The sequence below is a fragment of the Branchiibius cervicis genome (assembly GCF_042661605.1).
Lineage (GTDB): Bacteria > Actinomycetota > Actinomycetes > Actinomycetales > Dermatophilaceae > Branchiibius > Branchiibius cervicis.
In genome coordinates this window covers 2,176,338-2,193,365 of sequence record NZ_JBHSWJ010000002.1, presented here as the reverse complement: position 1 = coordinate 2,193,365, position 17,028 = coordinate 2,176,338, and the positions used below count along the sequence as shown (strand labels likewise).

The window sequence follows — 17,028 nt, the reverse complement described above, 5'->3', positions numbered from 1 at the left end:
AGATCGAGGCTAGTCCTCCGGTGGCACCTCGGCGCGACGGAACGGCTTGGCCTGCACCGGCTTGCCGTTGCAGTGCAGCGACATGTTGCAGCGGCTCGGTGCCGTGCTGGAGTACATCTGCCAGCGTCCGCACACCGGGCAGATCGCCACCTTCGACTTGGGACGCAGAAGACCCAGGACATGGGTGTTGGCGTTGACCAGCGACATCTGGGTGTCCGTCAGCCGCAACGGCTCTGGCAGCACCCCGTCCAGGTCGGCCCAGCACGTCACCTTCGCTGCCGCCAGCACCGAGATACCCAACCCGATGCCGTGCAGCATCGAGCGAACGTGCTCCGGCAACGGGGTAGCGGACTGGTTCACCTCGGGGGCGGTGAACCAGATCGGCTTGGTGGCTTCGGACATGGGCGAACGGTGCGACGCGCCGACCGGGCGGTTTAGAAGTTGTCCAGGTCGAAGTCCGGGACCGGCATCGCGCCGACGAGCGCTGGTTCCTGCTCGAACGCAGGCTCGGGCTGAACAACCGGCTCGGCGACGGGCTCGAGCTCGTCAGGCATAACCTCCGGCTCCGGGTCAGGTTCGGTCGACAGGAAGGCATCCACCGGGTTCGGCTGGGGCGCTGGTGCGGTGCCCACCGCAGCGGGTTCGGTTTCAGCAAGCTCAACAACGGGCTGCTCGGTCTTGGTGGCGCGCGGCTTGCGCGCGGCCTTCGGCTTGGCAGCAGGCTTCGCCGGGGCAGAACCAACCTTCCGCATCAACGCGACTCCCAGCAGCGCGGTTGTCTCGTCGCCGTGCAGCACGGCAGCGACCGCCGTACCCGTGGCGAAGTCGAAACGGGACGCGATCAGCAGCGCATCGAACTCGTCCAGTCCGGACGCGGGAACGCCGCCCTCGATTAGCCGGGTAGCCAGATCCAGGTCGCCTTCGGCGATTGCCACGACGACGCGGCCGGTCTTGAACGGGACAGTCTCAATGGCGTCGATCAGGTCAACGCTCTGGTCGGAAAGATTGCTCATGCCGCTACGGTGCGACGGCTCTTCGCTGCGCTCGGCCCATCGCATAGCCGAAGCTGCTTACGACGCTGCGTCGCACCGTCTCTTGGTGAACTACCCGATCGTCCCCGACAACGCTCCGCTGGCAATCGTCACCGGCACCACGCAGTCGCCGCGGATTGTGCTGGAGTCCATCCCTGAGCGACTGCGGCCTTGGGCGCTGACGCTGGGAGCGACACTTACCGACGACGGGCGATTCTGCTTGGACCGCGGACAACGACTGGACGCCGCGTTCGAGCAGGCCGGGTTGATCGTCGTCGACGAAGCTGGTGAGCAAGCCGAAGTCGGCGACCTGGAATTGCCCTTGGTTGTCGTGTCTGGTCAGGTCGTCGAGATCTACCCGCGCCTGATGCCGGTGGCCGACGTCGGCGCGGCCCTGCCCGGCGCCATCTGGGACGCCGCGCAGGGTCGGTTCGAGATGCTGCTACCCGATGGCGGGATGGACGCTGCGCTGCGCGCCGTGCTGGAGAAGTGGACATGGTGGTACCGCCCGGTGGCGGCGCCAACTCCTGCGGCAGCGTTGCGACAGCCGCAGCCTCACCGCAGCGTAGGGGCCGCCCCGGTGCCTTTCGACACAGACGGAACCGTCGCTGCGCTGCACGGGGTGTCGATGTCCGACCTGGACGCCGTCGACCCGACCACGGTCGCCGGGCTCGCCGGAATGGGGATTGTGTCCGCGTACGACCTCCTCCACACGGTGCCCCGCGGTTACCTGGACCGCTCCAACCCCCAACCGGTCGATCGTTGCAGCGTCGGAGAACAGGTCGCGTTCGTCGGTGAGGTTGTCTCCGTGAAGACGCCGCCACGAGGAAGCAGCGGAGCCTCGATCGTGAAAGTCCGCGACACCGGCTCGGCCCACAAGCAGCAAGTGAGCCTGACGTGGTTCAACGCGGCCTGGATCGCCAAGAAGTTCCGAGTGGGGGACCGCCTGCTGGTCTCCGGCGTGCTGGGGGAGTGGGTCAGCCAGTCGGGCTATTGCGCCCTGCAAGTGCGAAACCCTATCTGTGACCGCATCGACGGTGACGGGTCTGACATGACCAACGCCGTCATTGGGGTGTACCCGGCATCCGGCAAGCATGGGGTCACCACTTGGAGCGTGCGACGGGCAGCGAAGGAGGCCGCGCAACGGTTGCCGCCCACGACGGACCCGGTACCGCGCAACATGACGCTGGCCCGTGGCCTGCCTGACCGGCACACGGCCCTGGTCGACCTGCACTTGCCGGCGACCATGAGGCACGCCCAGTCTGCCCGTCGCAGAATCGCGTACGACGAACTGCTGCGCTGGCAACTAGCACTGGCCGGGTCTCATCGAGCGTTGGGTGCATCCGCGGGTATCGCGCATGTCGCACGGGGCGAGTTGTGGGCGAAAGTGCTTGGCGTGCTGCCGTACTCATTGACCGGCGCGCAGCAACGCTCGGTCTCGGAGATCGCCGCCGACCTAAGCGCGCCACACCCGATGAACCGGCTGCTGCAAGGAGAGGTCGGCTCGGGCAAGACCTTGGTCAGCCTCCTGGCGATGCTTCACGCGGTCGATGCCGGATCCAGCGCCGCACTGATGGCACCCACGGAAGCCCTTGCGGCACAGCACCATCGAGACTTCGCCGAGCTCGCTGACGGTATCGAACTAACAGACAGCGACGGCGTCACACGCCCGGTGCGGGTTGAACTGTTGACGAACAAGATCACTGGCCGAGCCCGCAAACAGGTACTGGCCGGGTTGGTCGACGGGTCCGTAGACATCGTCGTCGGCACCAGTTCGTTGCTGGCCGAGCAAGTGCAGTTCCACCGGCTCGGGCTCGTGGTGGTCGATGAGCAGCATCGGTTCGGAGTGGAGCAGCGAAAGGCGTTGACGGACAAAGCAACCGGGGGAGCTATCCCTGACCTGCTGGTGATGACGGCAACGCCTGTGCCGCGCACCGCGCTGATCACGGCTTTCGGCGACCTGGACGTGTCGGTGCTGGACGAACTACCTCCGGGCCGCTCACCGATCGTGACGCACTGCGTCGACCCTGACCAGTTGACCAACGCCGGATCTGCGGTGTGGGCCAGCGTGACCCAGGCGTTGAACGATGGCCGCCAGGTGTTCGTGGTGACTCCGAGCATCGCCGACTCCGAAGCCAAGTCGGCCAAGGGTGCCGATGTGATGGCGGCAGAAGTGTCGACGTTGCTGCCGGGCCGCCGGATCGGGGTCGCGCACGGCAAGCAGACGCCGGCGGAGCGCTCCGCGGTGATGGACGCGATGCGCGCTGGCACGTTGGATGTGCTCGTGGCGACCAGCGTCATCGAGGTCGGTGTCAATATCCCGAACGCGACCGTGATGGTGGTGACCGGCGCCGAACACTTTGGCATCACCCAGTTGCACCAGTTGCGCGGCCGGGTGGGGCGCGGACAGCACGCTGGTAAGTGCTGGTTGGTCCCGTCCAAACCCGCCTCGACGCTGGCCGATTCGTCACAGTCCCGTTTGCAGGCACTCGTCGACTCCACAGACGGGTTCGAGCTCGCACGCCGCGACCTGGCCATTCGTGGGGCCGGATCACTCACGGGCACCAAACAGTCCGGCAAGGCGGGCGACCTGAAAGTGGCCGACCTACTGACCGACACCGACCTCATCGAATGGTCCCGCGCCGACGCGCAAGGGCTGATCGAATCCGACCCTCAACTGCGCCGGCACCCCACGTTGCGGGCCGAAATCGAAGACGTGATCGGCCAAGACGGGATCGACTGGCTCGGAACTCGCTGAGCAAAAGACACCGCCCACCCCGGCTTGGCTCTCGCGCGGGGTGGGCGGTGTCGGCTTGGTAGGGTCAGGCAGCCCGGCGCAGTAGACCAATCTCCGCCAGACGGTCAGCGAACTCGTCACGTACCGCGGCAGGGATCTTTCTGCCCTCGGGGATGTTCGTCAGCAGCTTGCGGGCGAAAGTCCACGTCTTGTCGGGGAACCCGGCCTGCGAGCCAGCCAAGGCCAGGGCCAGAGCCTTGGACCAGGTCGCCCCGGTGGCGTCGTCCTGCGACAACGCCAGGACCGACTGACCCAGCGCCCACACGACGTCCGGCTCGATCCGGGCCCAGTCGACGCTGGCCGGGTTGGCCAGCGCGGCCCGCGGATCGAGCAGGCGGTTCGTCCGCAGGAACTCGCGGAACTGCCGGTGCGCCGCATCACCGACCAGGCCCTTGACTGTCGCCGCGATAGCGTCCGCGTCGTCGGGGTGCAGGTTCGCTAGGACGTCGACCGTCTTAGTCCACGACCGCAGGCTCGGCCACGGACCCGAGCACGCCGACACATCGTCAGGGGTCGCATCGCGCATCGAGGGAACCTGACGCAGGAACGAAGCGACCTGCGTGGACCAGAACAACCGGCTCGGGACGTCGCCACCGGGGGCCAACTCGTCCATCGAGGGCACCGGCATGTCGGTGAACCCGGCCACCAAACCGTTCGCCCAGGAGTCGAAGTCGGTGACCCATTCCAGGTGCAGCATCCGGTTCGCCACTGCCGCAGGCAATTCCACCGCGCCGGTCGCGACACTCGGAGGGTTGATCGCCGCGATGATCGCGGTGTTGGCAGGCAACGGGGTGTCGCCCACCCACCTTTCCTCCAGCACCCGGTGCATCGCCTTCATGGTGTCCTCCGAGGCGTGGTTCAACTCGTCCAGGAACAGCCCCGGACCCTTGCCGGACTCGCCCGCCTTGACCAGTCGCATCGCCCAGCCGAGCGCGGCGTAACCCGTGAAGCCTTCGACGGTCTCGACCGGTAAGCCCAGGAAGTCCGAAGGCTCCCGGTTGCCGCCGCTGACGACCTCCAAGTGATGGCCCCACGCGGACAGCCAGTTCGATAAGGTTGCCGACTTCGTTTGGCCAGGGTTGGACGAGAACACGATCGGGCAACCGCCCTTGATCGCGGCGGCAGTCACGCGCATGGTCACGGTGCCGGGGAACGAGGTTCGCTTCGTAGTAGTCATGCGCTTACGGTGCGACGCGCGCTGTCTGTCCTCGACGCCGAGAGCGCCGAGGACGTGCTCGCCGTTGGCCGACGGGTGGCCCCGCGAGAGCGGGTCCGTCGGGCAACCACCAGATCGAGGTCACCACGTGCGGGCGGCGATGCCTTGCATCGGCCCGCACCGCCGCCGGAGACTCGGCTCCGGCGGCAGATAGCTCAGAAGTCGACGTAGACGACCTGTGCCCATTCCGGGGTCGGCATCCCACCGTCCGCTTGGGTGCCGGTGATCGCGATGATCACCGGGAACGGGGAGCCTCCGACGGCCAGTAGGTGCCACCGTCGGTGCCGACGATCACCAGCGACGGCAGCGGCTTCATCTGCGCTGCACGGACCAGACCTGCACCCATGTCGGTGCCACCCCGGCCCTGCACGGCGTTCAGTGTGTCGAGCCCGGCGTACGGGCGCGGCTCGTACGCGACAGAGTCAACGTCGATCACTTGGAGCCGGTTACCTTTGATACCAGCGGCTTTGGACACGCCCTCAACTTCGTTACCGATCGCGTTCAACTCAGCCACGCTCATCGACCCCGACGTGTCCCGCACAAAAACCACGTCCAAAGTCGGCTTCACCTGGCCAGGCAGGATCAACTTGCGGCCACCCAGGGTCGCGTTGTGACGGCGACGGTTACGCCGCGTCGGCGTCCGGTGACCGCGGCCCGCGACGGCCAGGTTGCGCCGCACCGCCGACCGCAACACCTGCTGCCACGGCACCTTCGGTGGGGCAAGCCGCTGCTGCATTTCAGTGATCATGCTTCCCGGGATGTCACCGCGGCCTTTGCGCACCGCATCGGAGATTTCGTGCGCCACAGCGTCCAGCGCAGCATCAACGTCAGCGCCCGACGAGCCACCGTAGCCCTCGCCCAACTCACCGCCGTCGTCGGGCAGTTCGCACGGCGCGGACTGCCCGCCGGAGGCCGAACCGCAGCCACGGAACGGCTGACCGTTTCCATCGCCGGACTGGCCCTCGCCGCCGGACTGACCCTGCTGGCCCTGCTGGGACTGACGCGCGGCACGCTTGCCCCGGATCACGCCGTAGTAGTGCTCGGCGGTCAAGTGTTCCGGCTCACCCAGCGTGGCCGGCGTGATGAAGTTCGTGCAGTCGAAACCCAATGATTCCAGGTCGTCGTTGATCGCCGCGTCGCCCCCGGCGTTGAAGTCCCTCTGAGCCTGAGCGTCGTTGTCGGACAGACCAATCGCCCTCGCGCGGGCGTCGTGCTCCTGCCAGACGTGTCCGCACTCGTGCAGCAGAGCGAAGGCCAACTGCTCCTGCGGCCAGTCCGCCACAGCATCGAAGTTCACGTAGCAACGCAGCCGACTGTCCACGGCGAAAGAGTCAATCGACGTTGTGCGCACCGGCACGAACCGAAACAGGATCGGCGCCAGGTACGGCATCTTGTCAGCCGCGGCGTCACGCCACAGCGCAAACCGCGCCCGGTCCGCCTGGGAAGGGGTCTGAGTCGTCGTCATGCTGTTACGGTGCGACGCAGCGGCGCTGTGCTTGCTGCATCGCACAGGTTTCGCCCGCCCGCGCTACGCGCAAACAGACGACACCGATCGCGACGCGGGCCGCTGCGGCAGGCCCCGCGCTGGCCGACTCGGTTAGCGGGGTGCACCGGCCACGGCGAGTTCCAGCGGGACGTTCAGCGACTCGACGGCAGCCCCGTCGGTGACGGCGCGGCCGGACCATCGGGTACCGGAGTTGATCACCCCGTCAAATGTTCTCGGCTCGGCGGTCAGGAACAGTCCCTGCGGCATCGCCGCAGCCAGGCCCGCCTTCGAGGAGAACGACAGTTCCCCGCACAGGCGACCGTTGACGTAGGTGATGGCCCCTAGCGTTGCCCGGACTACCGGGTCGCCCGGTTGAGCGAACAGCAGGACGGAAGTGTCGGGCCGCAGTTTGCACGGGTCGTTGGGGTCGCCCAGCGGCACCGTGACGACCTTCGTGGACCGCTCGGTAACCTCGGTGCGCACGACTTCGCCGGATTCGATCGCTTCCTGACGGGCCAATTCGTCCATCGCCAGCGCGCCGTTCCACAGCGTCGCGATCGAGCACGACTTGCGGTACTGCTGCGCGGCGGCGCGGTTCGTGCGGGCGTAGGCCAGGTCGTCGGCGCGAAGCGCGAACTTGTCGATCGACGTCAGCAGCGAACCCACCTTCGCGGTCAGGGTGCCATCGGTGCGGTGCTGCCACTTCGGGGTCACGATGCTGGCCAGCGAAGCAGCGACGCGCGATGGGTCGCTCTCACGCACCCGCATGATTGTGGTCCATGTGGCCAACGTCGAATCCATCGTGTCTGGCAGCCAGTACGCCCGCTCCAACGCCTTCGTCAACACGACCTGGCGACCGGTTGCGGGGAAGCTGCCGGTGACCTCGATCGCGTGTGCGAGGTTGAGCAGGTTTTTGCGCTGCAACAGGCCAACCAGCGCCGCGCGCTCGGTCGGCGTCGGGAACACCAGCCGATAGTCGAGCAGTGACGAGAGCGCCGCCTGCGGCAACGCTTTGCCACCCACCAGCACTTCCACCCCGCGAGGCGTGATCTGCACGATCGCATCGCACTGGATCGCGCCAGCCCCGTACAGGGTCGGGGCGCAGCCGCCAAAAGCCGTGCGACGCAGGGGTAACCGGCCCGCGGCAACCGCCGTCGACGACGCCGCGCGTTGAGTCTGAACATACGAATTGGTCATGCCCGTACGGTGCGACGGGCCGACCGCGCTGCGCGCGAACCGACGGAACCGATTGCGACGTCCCCACGCTGGTCCGGCCGTCCATCGCAAACGCGGACGGGACCAAGCGCGCCGCTTGTACTAGACCGTGTCGGTCAGTTCCCGCAGAGCGGGCAACCGTCGGTCGGTCCGCCGGCGGGCACGCACATCGCAGCGGCCATCTCGACGCGGTTGCGGTTGTCGCCAACGAGTTCGATCCGCAAGTCCGCGACATGCACGTCGCCATGCTGCGCTCGGGCGTCGGCCAAGCGCTGAGCCAGAACCGAGAACGCGCCGCGGACTGCGATAACGCCGTCGTTGATCTGGGTCGCCACGACGGTCACGCCAGCGTTTCGCTGGTGAGGGCACGGCGCAGGTTGCGGTGCGCTCGGACCTGCTTGGGGGCCAACTCGCCCATCGGGCCGGTGCGCCACGCGCCGTCGTGGACGAACGAAAGGTGCGCGGTGTGACGGGACGCCATGACGCACAACCGGCCCATGTCGGCGTGGTGCGCCGACGCCTGCCCACCGGCCAGAGGGTCCACCGCAACGACAGCGGCCCACTGACCGCCCTGGATTTCATCAGCGGTGCCGATCCCGACCTGCCCGAGTCCGCCCGCGAACAGCATCGCTCGCAACGCAGTGACCTGGGACCGAAGCGCAGCACACACCACAATGTCGCTGTGCTCGATGGGCCGCACGCCGTGGTCGCCCATCAGCTCGGTGCCGACCAGTCGCCACACTGCCGCGATGGCGGCGCTCAGTAGGCCCTGATCGGTTGCGCTAGTTGGAACCGAAACCGTTTGCACCCCAGCCAGTTCCGGCAGTCTCGTGGTACCGGCGCGCAAGTAGGTGTCGGGGCGTCCAGAGTCGAACGGGAACGGGTAGAGCGGGTTGATCGCTGCTGCGGTCGCCGCACCCAGTCGGTAGGTCGTCGGCAGGCTGGAAGTCCAGGAGTCTGAACGTGCGCGTAGCGTCGCCGCGAACGGGGCGTGTGGTGCGGACTTCCAGGCGTACGTCGCCACTGGCACGACAGGGCCGATCTGGCCTGGGTCGCCGACCGCGATCACCTGCTCGAAATTGGCTGCTGCGGCCGCACCTTCCTCAGTCGTCGTCTGGTACGCCTCATCCACGATCAGCGTCCGCCCCGACGACTTCGACATCTTCAACGACGCCAACGTGCGGATCTCCACCTTCGCGGTCGGCGCGTGGCTGGAGAAGCCGTCCATCGGTGCCTCTTTGGACAACGCCAGGTGAATGGTGGACGGGTCGACGCACTGACCAAGACGCTTGGCCAGGTCGCGGGCTTGGTTGCGGCGCGGAACGCCGATGGTGACGCGCTGACCCAGCCGGGTCACCAAGTAGTTGGTGATCTGACAGATCGTCGTCGTCTTTCCGCCACCGGGCGGAGAATCCACCACAATCGCCGGGGTGCCGACCGCCGCCTGGTACAGCACCTGCGCCACCAACGAACCCTCTGTCAGCACGATCGGTGCATAGGGGTCTGCAACGGGTTCGATTGCGGCGCTGTCGGGTTCGACGCTGTCGGAGTGCTGCTCACGGGCAGGCGAACGACCGAACAGGTCGTCGAGGTCGTCCAAGCCGGGGCCGAGAACGGCTGCTGTCTGAGTCATGCACCTACGGTGCGACGCCCGCCCGCTTCGCGATCGTCCGGTGCCAGGCTTCGCACACGCGAGCACGCTCGCTTCATGAAACTGACTTCGACGTCCGCCCGCTGATGCTCGGCTAGAACGGTGCGTCGCAGGCTTTGGAGACCGGCCAGGGAGCCAGCTTCGCGTCGAAGTCGAAGTTGTCGTCGCTGTAGTGACCATCGTCGTCGGTGCCAACCCACAGGTCCGGCTGGGACCAGTCGGACCCCGTCTGGCTTGGTCCGGTCAGCGACGTCTCAGGTTCGTCGCGGTGAGTGGGGGCGAAACGGCCCGCGGTGTCGCGAGCCTGAACAGCCGTTGATGTACCCATGCCTATTTGGTTGGCGGGGCTACCCGCTTGCCGTTGCAGAACAAGTCGACATGCAAGGTCACCGGGTCACCGTGTGCGGTGTCGGAGGTTCCGGTGCGCCGGAACGTGCAGTGCTGGCGGAACTGCTCGGCGCCCATCGACAGCCCGTACGTGGCAACAGCCTGCCGGTACAACAGCAGTTGCAGCGCGTCGTCGTCGACGCTGTAGGCCCGAGCGGTGGCGGTGTGCTGCTGCCATGGGAAGTTCGGTGTCCCAACTCCTGGCCCGGCCAGCCCGGTCAGTCCGTGTAATCCGCCGAGCAACGCCGTGGTCGCCACCAAGGACGCCACCAGCGCGATCCCGGCACGTAACCACCGGCGGATCACCCACCACAAGAACAGCGCTACCAGAGCCACCACCAGGATCGCGGCAGGTGTCTTGACGACCCACCGCAACATCGCGGTCAGCCCGCCGTCGTACAGGGAGACCGGGGTTGAGGTGTACGGGATCGGGATGTCCATGCACCCGACGGTGCGACGCGACGGCGCCGCGGCGCTACGTCGCACCGTACGGGCATGAGTACCCTCACGGCGCAGCCCAGTCTGTTGGACAGCTTCATCGAGTCATTCACGACTGGTGCCGCTGAGACGACTCGGCGCGCCGCCCTGGAATGTCCGCGTGAACGTGCGCTAGGTGAAGCGCAGCAGGTTGCCCCGGAGACGGCACCTGCGTTGCTTCGCGCGTGGCATGACCGCCACGACGCCGAGCACGAAGGCCCGATGGACCAGTGCGCCGATGATGTGTGCAGCGTCGAAGAGCCCTTGATCGCGGCTGTGCGCGGTTCAGAGTCGGCGGCTGATCAAGCCCGGACGTTGCACGTCCAGCACTGCGCCGGCGGTCCGGTCGAGCTGTGCAGCAGCGGCACCTGCGCGGGGGCCAGAGAATCTGACAATCCGTTCGTCGCGGCTCATCAACTCGCCGGGCACGGAATGCCGTTCCGGTGCTGCACGAACGAACTCTGCCGGGCAGCAGACGACTTCGCGGCACAGTTCGAGGCGGCCTGGCCCGATTACATCCAGGACCAGGACGAGTGGGCCGCGCTCGACGGCGGCCGCAGCCAGCGATGAGTTCGCAAACCCCGCAGGAGCTTCATGCCCTGCTCGACGATGTGCTGTGCGCGTCAGTTCGCCGGATCACAGGTGGTGCAGCCGACAAGCCAAGAACTGGTCAGGCGGACCTGGCGCACCGAATCCTGGATTCAATGCTCGCCGCTACGGACGTGTCCATGCACGGTCCCAAACAGGTTGCGGCACTGGCACCGACCGGGTCAGGGAAGTCGTTGTCGGGTCTTGCGCCGGCGTTGCTGATCGCTGCCGTGCGCGGTGAACGCACAGTCATTTCGACCGAGTCTCTGTCGCTCCAGGCACAGATCGTTGACAAGGACGCCCCAGTAGTGGCTACCGCTGTGGCTTACGTACTCGGGCTGAACGCGGCGCAGGCCCCGAAAACGGCCGTACTGAAAGGTTGGGGTAACTATTCATGCGGAGCAAGGACTGCCGCGACCCTGGCGGACCTGACGGGGTTCTCAGCGACCGGCCCGGACGACCTGGACCGGGCGCTGCCCGGCCTGGCCCGGCTGTCCTCCGTGGCGGCGTCCAGTACCGGCAAGGTCGGCGCGAAGATCGGACAGGCAGCGATGGCCGGCCGCACACCGATCCCGCGGCGCACACCCGGCGGCAAGGCGGCGTTCGTCGAGGTTGATGGCCGCGAGTACGACGCTCCGGCAGCACTGGCGGCGCTCCGGTTCGCGTGCGGCGAAGGCCCGGAACCGTTGGAACACAGGGACGTCCATCACGTTGAGACTGCCCCGGACGTGTGGCCGCTAGTGTCAACCACAACCGACGCCTGCGAAGGTGCCGCGAAGTGCCCGTTCGGGTCGGCTTGCGCCCCGACGAAAGCGCGCGAGCACCTCGCCGATGCCTCGGTGATCGTCACCAACCACAAACTGCTCGCCATCCAGGCTGCGACGGGTGCGCCGGTCGTGATCGGCTCCAAGAAGACCGGGCCGGTCGACCACCTGATGGTCGACGAGTGCCATGCGTTGGCGAACATCGTGCGCGACACCGGAGCGGTCACCATCTCCGGCAGCCGGATCAGTGGGCTGGCTCGTCGTGTTGGCAAGTTGCTGGTGGACGCAGGCACGGTGGTCGATGACGGTCGGGCCGTCGCCGATCAGGTCGACGTAGCGTTGGCCAGTGCTGTGTTCGAGCACCGGTCTGCATCGAACAGGAGCGCCGTGACGAGGCTGGGGGAGAACGACGACCCGCTGTCCGGGGTGGCCGAGTCGATCCTGGCGTGGGTGGACGCTGCACGCAAAGCGCTGCCGAGTCCGGCGACGATCTCCGACTACGCAACGGGGATCAAGGTGCGCGGGCTGCTGGCGAACCTCGGTTCACTGGCTAGCGAGGTGGGCGACGCGCGAACCCACGTTCCGGGTGTGGCCCGTTGGTTGGAAACCGACCCGATGATGGCGTTGAAGACCTCCCCGGTCGATGTGGCCGCCATGATCCGCTACAACCTGTTCAGCGCAGACGTGCCGGCCGACGGTGACCCCGCCGACTTCGACCCGGAATCGTTCGACGACCAGGAGATTGGTGATGGCCACTTCCGCGTTGGAGTGGATGGCCGCTACGAGCTTTCCGTGACGATGATGTCGGCCACGTTGCCGATGCGGTTCGCCCCCAGTGTTGGGATGACGGTGCAGCCGGTGGACTACCCAAGCCCGTTCGGCGCGGGCCATGGCAACTCGGCGTTGTTCATCCCACAGATCGCTCCGGGCGACGAAGCCGCACTGTCACCGTTCGGCCGGTTCGACACCGGGTCTCACCCGGCGTGGGCGGCGGCGATGATGACAGAGTTGGTGCAAGCCAACGACGGCTCCGCGCTGATCCTGGCGGCAACCACGACAGCGGGCAAGTTCTACGCGGACGCTCTGCGAAAAGCGCTGCGGCGCAGCGGATCCGATATCGAGGTGCTGTCCCAGTGGGACGGACCGCCGGTGCGGATCCTGCTGCAGCGGTGGCGGTCAGACCACCGCAGCGTGATGATCGGCACTCGGTCGCTGATGACCGGTGTCGACGCACCGGGCCAGACGTGCACCCTGGTCGTCATCGACCGCGTGCCCCGCGCGGCCGGCAACCCCGTCGATGACGCGCGAGTCGAACAGATCAGGGCCGGGGCCATGCTCGATCGCTGGTCGGCTGACCGGTTGGTGTACGTCGCGGATGCCCGACTACTGCTGGCGCAAGCCGCCGGGCGGTTGCACCGTTCCAGCAGCGACACCGGAATGATCGCGGTCCTCGACCCCCGCCTGCTGCGCAACAACAAGTTCAGCTACCCCGAACCGACCCGCAAAATGTTGATCGGCGCGGTCGAGCACATGGGGCACAAACTGTCGACACTGCCCCAGGCGACCGGCTGGTTGGCCAGCCACCAGGGCGCCGGGGCGCACCTGACACCGGCGAGTTAGGCCGGCTCCGGGAAAGCCGACGCGACCGCTTCGTCGACTCTGCTGTCCAGCTCCGACTCCGATGCGGCGGTGATCTCGACCATTTCGCCAGTAGTCGGGTCTTCTATTTCTGCGCAGTACACGTCACGATCCACCGGGAGGCCCTTCACACTCTGCTCGCGCCAGCCGAATAAGCCCACGAGTCAGTCCTGCTCGACTGGTGTGTCGTCTGGCGCGCTGGCGCTGTGGCGGCCACTGTTCTTGCGGTGACCGACGCCGAACGCGGCACCACCCAGCGCCAAAGCCCCCACACCGGTGAACGCGAACGCGGTGAGGTAGCTGTCGGCCTCGAAGCCAGTGTGCGGCAGCGTCTTCATCGTGCTGCTGCTGGGTGACGGCGCGCTGGTCGTTCCAGTCACTGTCGGCAGCGCCGGGATCGAATTGGTCGGGACGGCGGTCGTTTTCGCCACGCATCCGGTGTCACTGTCCTTACTGCCGGTGTTGAACAGATGGCTCCAGGACGCCGACTGACTCAGGACGTACCCCGGCTGAGCGACCGCGAAAACCTGCACGAAGGGGCTGGACGGGTCGACCTTGCGGATGCCGGCGTTGACCTTCACCCCGGCGTCGTAGTAGTCGACACCGGTGGTCACCGGGATCGTGTACGTGTCATTGGTAGATCCGCACGAGTCGGTGAACGACGGCGCGGTCGGGTTGACCAGTGTGGCCGCCGACGCGGTCGGAGAGAGGGCAACGGTCGCTCCGGATAGCAGCGTGGCCGCAGTCAGAGCCAGCCCGGCGGACGTGCCGGCACGGTTCAGGTTCAAGATGCTCATATCTCCCTACATGGGCCACATCGGTTCAGCCAGGGTCGGGTTACCAGTTCCGCCGTCACGTTCGGTCGTCCAGAGCGTGCTCCCCGGGTAGGGCGCCGGTGACTTTTCCTGGGGGAGTGCTGTAGTCAACCCAGACGGTGAAGCCTCCCTTGGTGGTGGGGACGAAGAACGCCGCATCCAAAAGGGGGCTGGTCCCCACCATCTGGGGGCTCCCGGTGACGGACTGGTCGGGAATCTGGTCGGGCGAATCCAGGGCCAACTGGTCACCGAAGGCCGTGGAGCACAACGGAGTCAGCGCGTCCGTCCACGCCGTGCGGCCAATCCCAGCGGTGTGGCCCAGCGCTGTCACGAACTTGGACACTAACGCTGTCGTCTCCTGCGGCGGCGGGGGTACCTGACTTGCGCTCTGCGGCGGTGGGTAGTCGGGATCGGTCTCGGTTTGCGACGGCGACGGAGCAGTGGTCGACGTCGAGGTAGATGGTGACGATGAGGTAGCTGACGTGGACGGAAGCAGCGCCCCCGCGGTTGTCGCAGCAGACGACGCCACTGTGGACGCGCTAGTCGACACCGTCGCGCTCGACGTCGTCCGGGCCGCGGGTTCGCCGGAACCGCTGCAGGCCGCGAGTAACACAGCGGCTGCCAACGCGGCCGCGCACGATCCAACCACCCTGCGAGACATCACGATTCGCCCTGCGCGAGATGATGCATCACACCGGTCACGGGGAACCCGTTGAAGTCCATCGTCACCGACTTGCCATCCCATGTCCCGTACCACATCGCCTGCGGTGTGTTTTGGCTTGCCATCTGCACGCGCCACTGTCCCGGTCCTGTCTGCTTGATGAAGTTCACGACGCCAACGTGGCCGGTCGAAGTGCTGCCCCAGGCCATCGACAGAATGTCTCCAGCCGCCAACTTAGTGATCGCCCCTTGCGGTTCGGAGATGGCTCCGGCAGGGGTTCTCCAGTTCCACAAGGTTTTCCCAACGCCGCCGGTCCAGTTCTGCGGCGCCCAGCCTTTGGCCTTCCAGAACCGGCGAACGAGCTCGGTGCACTGCCAGTGCGTACCGTGTACCGACCCGCCGTTGGCGTAGATCGGCACACCCAACCCGCCATACCAACAGTTCGCCGCGTACACAAGCGCGCCATCGGGCAAGCCGCGGGAGTTGCCGTCGCCGCACGTCGCTTCGGTGCCCTCACCGATGCCGAAGGAGCCGCCGCTGCACGAGTCCACACCGCCGGTGCCGACAGCGCCGGAGTCGTACTGACCGGCGTAGTAAAGGACGTCACCCACGTACCACCCGGCTCCGCCGCCGCCGTACTGCAGCAACGCGTTCTCGATGCTGCCTTTCTGCTTGACCAACTGGCTGACCAGGTTGCCGGCCGAGTAGATGGCATCAGCGGCATCGAGGCGGTTCGGGGTGCCGGTGTGCCCCGGTGCGAGCACCCCGTACTGCGCCCAGGCTGTCGGCAAGAACGCCATCGGGCCAGCCGCACCCGTCGGGCTGGACGACACGATGCTGCCGTGGCCGGTCTCGATCATGCCGATACCGGCCAATGTCGACCACGGCAGCCCGTACTTGGCCGCGGCCGCTTTGTAGAGTGCCGCGAAATCCGCTGGGATCGGCAGCGGCGGGTTGTTCAGGGAGTTACGCCGTGGCCACGTACCCACCGGCGGCACAGTCAGCCCCGTGCCGGTCGGTGACGTGCTGGCCGTCGAACTCGGCGTCGCAGTTGACGTGCCAGTGCTTGTCGCGGTCGGGTCACTGACGTTCTGGACGGTGCCGGTGGTCACGTCACACCCGGGCGGTGCCGAATTGCCCAGGTACCAGGCCAATGCTGTTTGGAAAACCGACTGCGCCTTTGCGGGGGACATGCCCCCCAACGGAAGGCTGGCGATGGCACCCGTCCACGCCTGCTCGGTGGCCTGAGCGCCAGGGTCGTCGGAGTCGATGCTGCGTTTACTGCCGCTGCCGGGAGCAACGCGCAAACCTGCAGACAGCGTCATGTAGTCCGAACGTGTCGGATCGTCGTACATCGCGGACTGCAGATGTTGGGCGACCCAGGCTGTCGATGATCGAGTGTTCCTCTTGAAGTCAGCGACCTGGGCCGAGGACAAGCCCTCCGTCGAAACCTGCCAGGCAGAGACGAACTTCGAGTCGTCACATGTCACATCGTTGGTGGAGCTGGCCGATGAGGTGGACGCCGCTGCGCTGGCCGATGAGGTCGGGGTCGTTGACGGTGAGGGGGTCGTCGCGCACGCGCCACCCCCGGCGGATTGCGACTGGTACAAGGCCGCCAAGATTTGCCATGGCACGTTCGTCTGCGACTGCAGATCGACGTACTGGGCGAACTGCTCCTGGGTCACGCCGGCACCCTTAGCGGCGTTGATCGAGGTGGAGATGGCGGAGCCGGATGAGGACGACGCCGTCGCCGACAGCATCGTGACGACCATGGCCAACGCCACGAACACCACGATGAACGGCACGGCCATCGGCGCGACAGCCAGCAAAGCGACCTTCGCCGTGTTGCCGCGGTTCTCCTTCGACAGCGCGGATTTCACACCGGAGTAGATCGCGCCCTGCGCACCGCCACCGAGAGCCTTGGAGACGGTGTCACCGCCCGCTGCGCCCTGCGCAGCGCTAGCCGCGACCGACTTGACCGATCCGGCGACGCCAGTTTTGGAACTCGGAGCTGCTGACCCGGCGGTGTCCTGACGGGCCGAGTTGATCGACTCGCGCGCCTTGCTCAGAATCTTCGAGGGGTCGGTCAATGTTTTCCCGCCAGCGACGGACGACACACCGGAACCGCCGGGCCCAGTGGACGGGACTTTCGGCTTCGGCGCGGGAAGTTCACTCACACCTACCTACATGGGCCAGGTGTCAAACCGCAGGGTGCCGGTAGCGGCCACCGGGGAGAGAGCACACCGTCGACTAGCGTGCGTCGCACCGTGAGCATCGTGGATGAACACCGTTGCTGCTCGAA

General features: G+C 66.8%; 15 protein-coding genes. 3 read left to right on the top strand and 12 right to left on the bottom strand.

The window, feature by feature from the left end:
• Nucleotides 1-9: 9 nt before the first annotated feature.
• The gene (locus tag ACFQBT_RS11480; protein WP_291525019.1) at nucleotides 10-402 is read right to left on the bottom strand and encodes a hypothetical protein; all 393 of its coding nucleotides are present in this window, start codon (nucleotides 400-402) and stop codon (nucleotides 10-12) included.
• A gap of 32 nt (nucleotides 403-434) precedes the next feature.
• Nucleotides 435-1,058: a hypothetical protein gene (locus ACFQBT_RS11475; RefSeq protein ID WP_377822803.1), complete on the bottom strand. Its 624-nt coding sequence runs from the start codon at nucleotides 1,056-1,058 to the stop codon at nucleotides 435-437.
• A gap of 40 nt (nucleotides 1,059-1,098) precedes the next feature.
• Here ACFQBT_RS11475 and ACFQBT_RS11470 point away from each other — a divergent pair, with 40 nt between their 5' ends.
• Entirely contained in the window at nucleotides 1,099-3,789 is a 2,691-nt protein-coding gene (locus ACFQBT_RS11470) for an ATP-dependent DNA helicase RecG (RefSeq protein ID WP_377822801.1), read from the top strand.
• A 64-nt stretch (nucleotides 3,790-3,853) separates the two neighbouring features.
• On the opposite strand, the gene ACFQBT_RS11465 is transcribed toward ACFQBT_RS11470, so the two are convergent.
• The 7 genes from ACFQBT_RS11465 to ACFQBT_RS11435 all read right to left on the bottom strand — a co-directional run bounded on the left by ACFQBT_RS11465 (nucleotide 3,854) and on the right by ACFQBT_RS11435 (nucleotide 10,224).
• Nucleotides 3,854-5,005 carry a P-loop NTPase family protein gene (locus ACFQBT_RS11465; protein WP_291525025.1) on the bottom strand — a complete coding sequence of 384 codons (1,152 nt, stop codon included), beginning with the start codon at nucleotides 5,003-5,005 and terminating at the stop codon, nucleotides 3,854-3,856.
• 274 nt (nucleotides 5,006-5,279) lie between these two features.
• On the bottom strand, nucleotides 5,280-6,509 hold the full coding sequence (locus ACFQBT_RS11460) for a vWA domain-containing protein (protein WP_377822799.1): 1,230 nt from the start codon (nucleotides 6,507-6,509) through the stop codon (nucleotides 5,280-5,282).
• A 132-nt stretch (nucleotides 6,510-6,641) separates the two neighbouring features.
• The gene (locus ACFQBT_RS11455; protein WP_377822797.1) at nucleotides 6,642-7,586 is read right to left on the bottom strand and encodes a hypothetical protein; all 945 of its coding nucleotides are present in this window, start codon (nucleotides 7,584-7,586) and stop codon (nucleotides 6,642-6,644) included.
• A gap of 275 nt (nucleotides 7,587-7,861) precedes the next feature.
• Nucleotides 7,862-8,080 carry a hypothetical protein gene (locus tag ACFQBT_RS11450; RefSeq protein WP_291525031.1) on the bottom strand — a complete coding sequence of 73 codons (219 nt, stop codon included), beginning with the start codon at nucleotides 8,078-8,080 and terminating at the stop codon, nucleotides 7,862-7,864.
• Between the two features lie 5 nt (nucleotides 8,081-8,085).
• Nucleotides 8,086-9,378: an AAA family ATPase gene (locus ACFQBT_RS11445; protein WP_291525032.1), complete on the bottom strand. Its 1,293-nt coding sequence runs from the start codon at nucleotides 9,376-9,378 to the stop codon at nucleotides 8,086-8,088.
• Between the two features lie 112 nt (nucleotides 9,379-9,490).
• A complete protein-coding gene (locus tag ACFQBT_RS11440) occupies nucleotides 9,491-9,724 on the bottom strand; it encodes a hypothetical protein (RefSeq protein ID WP_377822794.1) in 234 nt (77 codons plus the stop codon).
• Nucleotides 9,725-9,726: 2 nt separating this feature from the next.
• Nucleotides 9,727-10,224 carry a hypothetical protein gene (locus tag ACFQBT_RS11435; RefSeq protein ID WP_377822792.1) on the bottom strand — a complete coding sequence of 166 codons (498 nt, stop codon included), beginning with the start codon at nucleotides 10,222-10,224 and terminating at the stop codon, nucleotides 9,727-9,729.
• Nucleotides 10,225-10,278: 54 nt separating this feature from the next.
• Between ACFQBT_RS11435 and ACFQBT_RS11430 the strand changes: the two genes are divergently transcribed.
• Together ACFQBT_RS11430 and ACFQBT_RS11425 are read left to right on the top strand one after the other, a co-directional pair.
• Complete coding sequence (locus ACFQBT_RS11430) at nucleotides 10,279-10,830, top strand: hypothetical protein (RefSeq protein ID WP_377822790.1); 552 nt, start codon at nucleotides 10,279-10,281, stop codon at nucleotides 10,828-10,830.
• 134 nt (nucleotides 10,831-10,964) lie between these two features.
• A complete protein-coding gene (locus tag ACFQBT_RS11425; protein WP_377822788.1) occupies nucleotides 10,965-13,232 on the top strand; it encodes an ATP-dependent DNA helicase in 2,268 nt (755 codons plus the stop codon).
• Between the two features lie 182 nt (nucleotides 13,233-13,414).
• Here the strand turns inward: ACFQBT_RS11425 and ACFQBT_RS11420 are convergent, their stop codons facing one another.
• From ACFQBT_RS11420 to ACFQBT_RS11410, 3 genes are all read right to left on the bottom strand, one after another.
• Nucleotides 13,415-14,047, bottom strand: a complete 633-nt coding sequence (locus ACFQBT_RS11420; RefSeq protein WP_377822786.1) for an LPXTG cell wall anchor domain-containing protein — start codon at nucleotides 14,045-14,047, stop codon at nucleotides 13,415-13,417.
• A 55-nt stretch (nucleotides 14,048-14,102) separates the two neighbouring features.
• Nucleotides 14,103-14,408, bottom strand: coding sequence for a hypothetical protein (locus tag ACFQBT_RS11415; protein ID WP_377822784.1), 306 nt, complete (start codon nucleotides 14,406-14,408; stop codon nucleotides 14,103-14,105).
• Between the two features lie 317 nt (nucleotides 14,409-14,725).
• Entirely contained in the window at nucleotides 14,726-16,843 is a 2,118-nt protein-coding gene (locus ACFQBT_RS11410) for a lytic transglycosylase domain-containing protein (RefSeq protein ID WP_377822782.1), read from the bottom strand.
• Nucleotides 16,844-17,028: the final 185 nt, after the last annotated feature.